Origin of the sequence: Nitratidesulfovibrio oxamicus (assembly GCF_015731765.1) — a bacterium.
Classification (GTDB): Bacteria; Desulfobacterota; Desulfovibrionia; order Desulfovibrionales; family Desulfovibrionaceae; genus Cupidesulfovibrio; species Cupidesulfovibrio oxamicus.
The window spans coordinates 1-6,870 of record NZ_VRYY01000089.1; the positions used below are offsets into that span (position 1 = coordinate 1).

At 64.6% G+C, this 6,870-nt stretch carries 7 protein-coding genes and 1 pseudogene; 1 reads left to right on the plus strand and 7 read right to left on the minus strand.

Annotated elements, in window-relative coordinates; all coding sequences use genetic code 11:
* From FVW20_RS04155 to flgB, 6 genes and pseudogenes are all read right to left on the minus strand, one after another.
* Positions 1–271: pseudogene (locus FVW20_RS04155) on the minus strand (FliH/SctL family protein); the annotation flags it as partial.
* Positions 258–1,274: a flagellar motor switch protein FliG gene (gene fliG, locus FVW20_RS04160; RefSeq protein WP_196608415.1), complete on the minus strand. Its 1,017-nt coding sequence runs from the start codon at positions 1,272–1,274 to the stop codon at positions 258–260. The pseudogene FVW20_RS04155 and the gene fliG, both read right to left, overlap by 14 nt.
* Entirely contained in the window at positions 1,243–2,862 is a 1,620-nt protein-coding gene (gene fliF, locus FVW20_RS04165) for a flagellar basal-body MS-ring/collar protein FliF (RefSeq protein ID WP_196608416.1), read from the minus strand. Before fliF ends, fliG begins: the two co-directional genes overlap by 32 nt.
* Positions 2,863–3,178: 316 nt before the next feature.
* Positions 3,179–3,511, minus strand: a complete 333-nt coding sequence (gene fliE, locus FVW20_RS04170; RefSeq protein ID WP_196608417.1) for a flagellar hook-basal body complex protein FliE — start codon at positions 3,509–3,511, stop codon at positions 3,179–3,181.
* A gap of 19 nt (positions 3,512–3,530) precedes the next feature.
* The gene (gene flgC / locus FVW20_RS04175; RefSeq protein ID WP_012613393.1) at positions 3,531–3,968 is read right to left on the minus strand and encodes a flagellar basal body rod protein FlgC; all 438 of its coding nucleotides are present in this window, start codon (positions 3,966–3,968) and stop codon (positions 3,531–3,533) included.
* A complete protein-coding gene (gene flgB / locus FVW20_RS04180; RefSeq protein ID WP_196608418.1) occupies positions 3,968–4,378 on the minus strand; it encodes a flagellar basal body rod protein FlgB in 411 nt (136 codons plus the stop codon). Before flgB ends, flgC begins: the two co-directional genes overlap by 1 nt.
* Before the next feature lie 639 nt (positions 4,379–5,017).
* Between flgB and FVW20_RS04185 the strand changes: the two genes are divergently transcribed.
* Positions 5,018–5,578: a tetratricopeptide repeat protein gene (locus FVW20_RS04185; RefSeq protein WP_196608419.1), complete on the plus strand. Its 561-nt coding sequence runs from the start codon at positions 5,018–5,020 to the stop codon at positions 5,576–5,578.
* A gap of 237 nt (positions 5,579–5,815) precedes the next feature.
* On the opposite strand, the gene FVW20_RS04190 is transcribed toward FVW20_RS04185, so the two are convergent.
* Complete coding sequence (locus FVW20_RS04190) at positions 5,816–6,856, minus strand: permease (RefSeq protein ID WP_231038847.1); 1,041 nt, start codon at positions 6,854–6,856, stop codon at positions 5,816–5,818.
* Positions 6,857–6,870: the final 14 nt, after the last annotated feature.

Consider the following 6,870-nt stretch of genomic DNA (forward strand, 5'->3'; position numbering starts at 1 on the left):
CGTTGCGGCCCTGCTCGTGGGCGGCGGCGCGCAGCACCTCGGCCTCGGCACGGGCCTGGGCCAGCACCTCGGCGGCCTTGTCCAGCACCTCGCGCGCCCTGGCTTCCGCCTTGGCGCGCACGCGGGCCATGTATTCCTCTTCGGTGGTCTCGTCCCACAGCGGGCGCGGGTTGGCGCCCTCCATGCCGGACAGGGTTGTCTCGGCGAAGGGGCTGGGCCCCATGAAGATGGTGCCCCACCGTTCCGGCTTGCCGGAATCAGACGAAGACATCTCCGCCTCCGCGGCCCACGATGATGCGGCCCTCGGTTTCCAGTCTGCGCACCGTCTTCACGACATTCTGCTGCGCGCCTTCCACGTCGGACAGGCGCGTGGGGCCCATGATCTCGAGATCTTCGCGGATCATGGTGGCCGCGCGTTCCGACATGTTCTTGAAGAACTTCTCGCGCAGGTCCTCGGAGGCGCCGCGCAGGGCCATGGTCAGGTCCTCGTTGGAGATTTCCTTCAGCAGTTCGCGGATGCCCCGGTCGTCCAGCGCCTTCACGTCCTCGAACACGAACATGAGGTTGCGGATGTCTTCGGCCATCTGCGAGGATTCTTCCTCGATTTCGGCCAGCACTTCCTCTTCGGTGGCGCGGTCCACGGCATTGAGGATTTCGGCCACGGAGGGCACGCCGCCCACCTTCTTGCCTTCCTTGCCACCCATGGCGATGAGCTGGCTTTGCAGCACCTTGTCCACTTCCATCAGCATGTCTTCGGGCACGGCCTCCAGCCGGGCAAGGCGCATGAGCACCTCGGGCCGCACGCCCGCGGGCAGGTTGGTCAGGAGTTCCGCGGCCTTCTCCGGGTGCATGTGCCCCAGGATCAGGGCCAGGGTCTGCGGGTGTTCGTTGCGCAGTATCTGGGCCAGCAGGCGCGGGCTGACGTTGCCCAGTTCGCGGAAGGGCGCGGGGCCGGAGTCGAGGTTCAGCGAGTCCATGATGTACTTGGCGGTCTCGCTGTCCAGGTTCTTCATGAGCATGCGCTTCACCGCTTCCGCGCCACCGGCGATCATGTCCTGGCCGGTGACCAGGGCATGGTGGAATTCGCGCAGGACGTCCTCCACCAGTTCCTTGGGCACGGTGTCCAGTTCCACGATGGCCTTGGAGACGGCGGCGATTTCCTGCCGCTCCATGCGCTTGAAGACTTCGGCGGTGAACTTGTCGCCCAGGGCGAGAAGCAGGATCGCCGTCTTCTGGGGCCCCTTAAGCTGCTCCAACCTTTGATCCGTCGCCATGCTTCAACCAGCTCCTGATGATGCTCACGGCCTGATCCATGTTCTGTTCGGCCATCTGCAGGGCGTGAGCCTTGATGTCCTCGATCTTCTTCAACGCGTCCAGCGCGTCCACTTCCTCGTCGCCCTCGATGAGCGCAAGACGCTCTTCACCTTCGGGCAGACCTTCCAACCCTTCGATCATCTCTCCCTCCACGCGGGGACGGATCATGGCGAGCACCACCGGGCGCACCACCAGCACCAGGAACAGGAAGACCAGCAGGGCGTTGAGCAGCGGCTTGCCAAGGCGCAGGGCGTAGTCCATGACCAGTTGGGGCAGGCTCAATTCCTGCGGCACGTCCGGCCCGCCGAACGAAATGCTGCTGACCTCTATGGTGTCGCCGCGCGCGCGGTCGTACCCCACGGCATTGGCCACCAGCTGGCGGATGCGCTCGACATCCTCGGCCTTGCGGGGAACGAAGGCCCACTGTCCGTCCGCCCCCTTCTCATACGTGCCGTCCACGATCACCGCAACGGTCAGGCGGGAGATGTCGCCCACCTGGGCAACGATATTCTGTTCTTCCTTGTTGATCTCGTAGTTGGTGGTGCGGGTTTCGCGGTTGCCCTCCTGGGTGGACGCGCCGCCCGTGGGCGAATCGCCCCGAAAATTGGCGTCGGGCGAACCGGCTTCGAGGTTGGAACGACCGCGCTGCGATTCTTCGCTGCGCTGTTCGCTGCGCACCACGGTCTTTTCCGGGTCGTACAGTTCCTTGCGGATGGTGCGCTGGCTGAAATCGAGGTCGGCGTTGACCTTGGCGATGATCTTGCCCGCGCCGATGACCGGGTAGAGCAGTTCTTCTATGCGCCGCTCCAGGGTCTGCTGCATGCGCAGCTTGTGGTCGAGCTGGGTGGTGGTCATGCCGTTGATGCTGCCGTCCTCGTCGGGGGCGTACAGTATCTTTCCGGTGGTGTCGGCAATGGACACCTTGTACTTGTCCAGCCCTTCCACGGCCATGACCACCAGGTTGACGATGGCCTGCACGTCCTTGGGTTCCAGCTTCTTGGTGGTGTCGCGCAGCTTCAGCACCACCGAGACGGACGGCTTCTGCTGCTCTTCGATGAACAGGCTGCGGTGCGGGATGACCAGGTGCACCCGCGCGCTCTCCACGTTGGGAAATTCCGAAATGGTGCGCGAAAGCTCGCCCTGCAGGGCTCGCTGGTAGTTGATCTTCTGCACGAAGTCGGTCTGGCCCACCTTGACCTGGTCGAAAATCTCGAAGCCGATGCCCTGGCCCACCAGGTTGCCTTCACCGGCCACCTTCAGCCGCAGGTCGTACACCTTGTCGGCAGGCACGGTGATGGATGAACCGCCGCTTTCCAACTTGTAGGCAACCTTGTCGGCCTGCAGCAGCTTGACCACGCGGCCGGCGTCCTCGGGCGACAGGTTGGAATAGAGCACCCGGTAGTCGGGACGGTTGATCCAGAACACCAGGCCGAAGAACACGGCCACCACCGCCACGCCCAGACCGGCGATGAAGATGCGCTGCGAGATGGAGATGCGTTCCCAGAAGCCCTTGGCCTTCTGGATGACGTCTGCGAGAGCGGGAGCCATGTGTTCTTCCTCCGGGGTCGTCTCTGGCGAGTGGTCTCTGGGCTGCTATGCGCTGCGTGGTGCGATGGGCGGTGCGGATCGGTCAGTCTCTTCAAGCCTCGCTTCGGGGCATTCGGATGATTCCCGTCGCTCGCCGGGCGCCTGGCGTGGTCGGAGTTTCGTTCTCCGGCGGGGGGCACCGCCCGCCGGGGCATTCGGATGATTCCCGTCGGGTGCCGAGGAAGCCACGCGGTTCATGAAGGGAGCGCACTCTTCCGTGCGTGACCGAATGAACCGCGCCAGCTGACGAAGGCAGCGGCGGGAAGGGCCGAATGCCCTAGAATTGGATGCGACTGAGTTCCTTGTACGCCTCCATGACCTTGTTCCGCACGGCGGAGGTCATGTTCACGGCAAGTCCGGCCTTTTGCAGGGTGATCATCAGTTCGTGCACGTTCTGGGTTTCGCCCGAGGCGAACGCCTTGATCATCTGCGACTTTTCGGCCTGCATGTCGTTGACCTTGGTCAGCGACTCGGAGAGCGTGCTGGTGAACGACTTGGCCTGAACGCCGGAGGCCGTGGGCGCGGCGGTGGCGCGGGTGGCCTGTTCGGCCTTGGTGAAGTTGCCGAGGGCGTTGGAATAGGCCTTCAGCCCTACTGCCTGGATGCTCATGGCCGTGTCTCCCCGTTGCCTAGCGGCTGATTTCCAAGGCCTTGGTATACATGGCCTTGACGGTGTCGATGGTGGTCACGTTGGCCTCGTAGCCGCGCTGGGCGGTCATCAGGCTGGCCATTTCCTCCACCACGTTGATGTCCGGATAGGCGACGAAGCCGTCCTGGTCCGCGTCGGGGTGGCCGGGTTCGTACACGCGCTTGAGGGGGCGCGAGTCGGTGGCCACGTGCATCACGCGCACGCCTTTCAGCTCGCGGTCCAGGGCGCCCTGCATGTGTTTGGCGAAGGGGTCGTCGATGTCCTGGGCCGCCATGATGGTGGTCTTGCGGCGATAGGGACCGCCCTGCTCGGTGCGGGTGGTCTTCACGTTGGCCAGGTTCATGGAGATGATGTTCATGTTCGTGCGCTCCGCGTTGAGTGCGGAGGCGCCGATATCGATGGCGGTCATGAAGTCCATTACTTCTGCCCTTCCTGTATGATGTTCTTGACGCCCTCGAGGTTGCCGCGAATGACGGTGGTAAGGGCGGAATAATGCAGGGAGTTCTTGGCCATCTTGGCCATTTCCTTGTCCAGGTTCACGCGGTCTTCGCCGTGGATGACGCGCGGCTTGGCCGCCTTTTCCCAGTCGGCGTTGAAGCCTTCGGCGCTGAACTCGGAGGGCAGGTGGTTCTGCTCGGTGCGGGTCATCCGCCCCTTGGCGTCCAGCCCCAGCGCCGCCTGCAACTGCTTCTCGAACTCCAGCTCGCGCGGCTTGTAGCCGGGCGTCCGGACGTTGGCGATGTTGCTCATGACGACATTCTGACGCTGAAGCTGCATGTCCATGACCTTGCCGACAAGGTTCACATGCGGTTCATAAAGGCTTTTCATGCGGGATTCCTCCCCTTTTCGCCCCTGGGGCGTGCGCCGCGCAGGGAATGGTGGCCGCAGGCGCGGCCCGTGGATGCACCCCCGGTTCAGCAAGAGGTGTTCCAGCATGATGAACCCTTTTTATATCATTTGATTACATGCAAAAAACACCATTTCACGGATCCCGTGCCCGCCGGAATGACGACGCCGCCCGATCATCACGCGGATGCCCGGGCGGCGGCGTCATCTGGTGGCGCATGAAGGCATGCGGCAGGATTTGCCTCCTCCGAGCCGGGCAGGGGGACGGCGGGGAGACGGCAAACCGGCGCTTTGTGCCCAGGCAGGCCGGGGCCACGGCACGGCGGGCATGCCCTGAACGCCGCTCAACAGATCTAAAGTCAACTCATATATCAACAGGTTGCAAACAACTCTTCGCCCCGTCAAAACGACATGGCATGCGGTTTGCTAGGCCCGTTGCGCCCACGAACACTTCGCAGCCAGCAATGGCACGCATAGTGCTAGACGAAGGACATGGGCACAGCTTTCCCGTGAGCGTTCGCCAATCCGACAGGCGGACCGCTCCGGCGCCGGAAAGGCGCCCGTCCCGCGCAGCGCGGGGCGACCCAGAAGCGAAATGCCCTACGGCATGGAGGGGAGAACATGAGCAACCATCTCGACTACGAAATCAACAAGGAACTGGGCGAGTGCTACCTTTTCATGGGTGACCTGGAAAAGGCCGAAGAGTACTACCGCAAGGCCGCCGGCAGCAACGGCGTGCATCCGGACCCGTACCTGGGGCTCGCCACCATCGCCGTGCAGCGCGGCAACCTTGAAGACGCCCTGGTGCTGTACCGCAAGGCCGCCAACATCGAAGCCAACGACAAGTCGCTGGCGGGCATGGGCCTGGTGGAAATGGAAACCGGCGCGCACGCCGAGGCCTTCAACCACTTCGTGGCCGCCCTGGGCATGAACCCCGGCAACCTGGTGGCCATGAACGGGCTGCTGCGCCTTGGCTACCACCTTGGCCGCATAGACGAAGTGGTGGCCCACCTGCGGGCTTTCCTGGAACTTTCCCCCGAAAAGGACAACGTGCGCTTCTCGCTGGCCGGGTGCCTGATCTCCCTTGGCCGCAAGGACGAGGCGCGGGCCGAACTCGAGACCATTCTCGACCGCGCGCCCGACCACGCCGACGCCCGCGAGATGTACGCCCTGCTCGGGTAGCCGAAGCGTTGGCCGCCCCACGCGGCACGCCCCGGCAAGATACTCCCCTCCCCATACGATTTTCCGGCCCCGATGCTGGCGCTAGGGGCCGGAAAATCACCTTTCGTCGTCATTCTGCCAACGCTCGGGCGGCGAAGGGAGCGGAAACGCAGTACGGGCGCATGGCACTTCCCCGGGGGAGTGCCATGCGCCCGTCAACGTTTTTTCCAATGCACCCCCGCGTGAGGGGGGATGCCGTCACACCAGGGCGTTGAACAGATACCCCACCAGCATGATGCCAAGGCCCACCACGCCAAAGAACACAGCCACCAGCCGGGGCTTCAGCACGCGGCGCAGCATCACCGCCTCTGGCAGGGACAGGGCGATGACGGCCATCATGAACGCCAGCACCGTGCCCAGCGCTGCCCCCTTGCCCAGAAGTGCCTGCACCACGGGAATCATGCCCGCCGCGTTGGAGTACATGGGAATGCCGATGGACACCGCCAGCGGCACGGCCCACCACGCGCCACGGCCCATGATGGACGCCATGAAGCCCTCCGGCACGTAGCCGTGGATACCCGCGCCCACCCCAATGCCCAGTATCACCCACGGCCAGACCTTGCCCACGATGTCGCGCATGGCCTGCACGCCGTAGTCGATGCGCCCGGACCAGGACAGGTCCGCGTCGTGCATCTGCTCCGCCTCGGCCCGCACCTGCAACACCCAGCCCTCAATGTGGCGCTCCATGCCCAGCCGTCCGATGACCCAGCCGGACACGATGGCGATGGCAAGCCCCGTGCCCGCGTACAGGGCGGCTACCTTCCAACCCAGCAGGCCGTACAGCATGACCACGGCGATCTCGTTGATCATGGGCGCGGACACCAGGAACGAAAAGGTCACCCCCAGCGGCACCCCGGCGGAGACGAAGCCGATGAACAGCGGCACCGCCGAGCAGGAACAGAACGGAGTGACCACGCCCAGCAGGGCGGCCAGCACGTTGCCCACCGCCTCGCTGCGTCCGGCCAGCAGACGGCGGGTGCGTTGCGGCGTGAAGAACGAGCGCACCATCCCGATGCCGAAAACCACCAACGCCAGCAGCATGAGCACCTTGGGCGTGTCGTACAGGAAGAATTCCACCGCCTCGCCCAGATGCGAACCGGGCGTCAGGCCCAGCGCGCCGTAGGTCAGCGCGCGCGAGGCGGCGGGCAGGTTCAGGTACACCGCCCACCACGCGATGAAGCACACGGCCAAGACGGACAGGCGGCGGCGCAGCCCGGCGCGCTCCTGCTCCGGCGACAGTGCCGGGGCTTGGG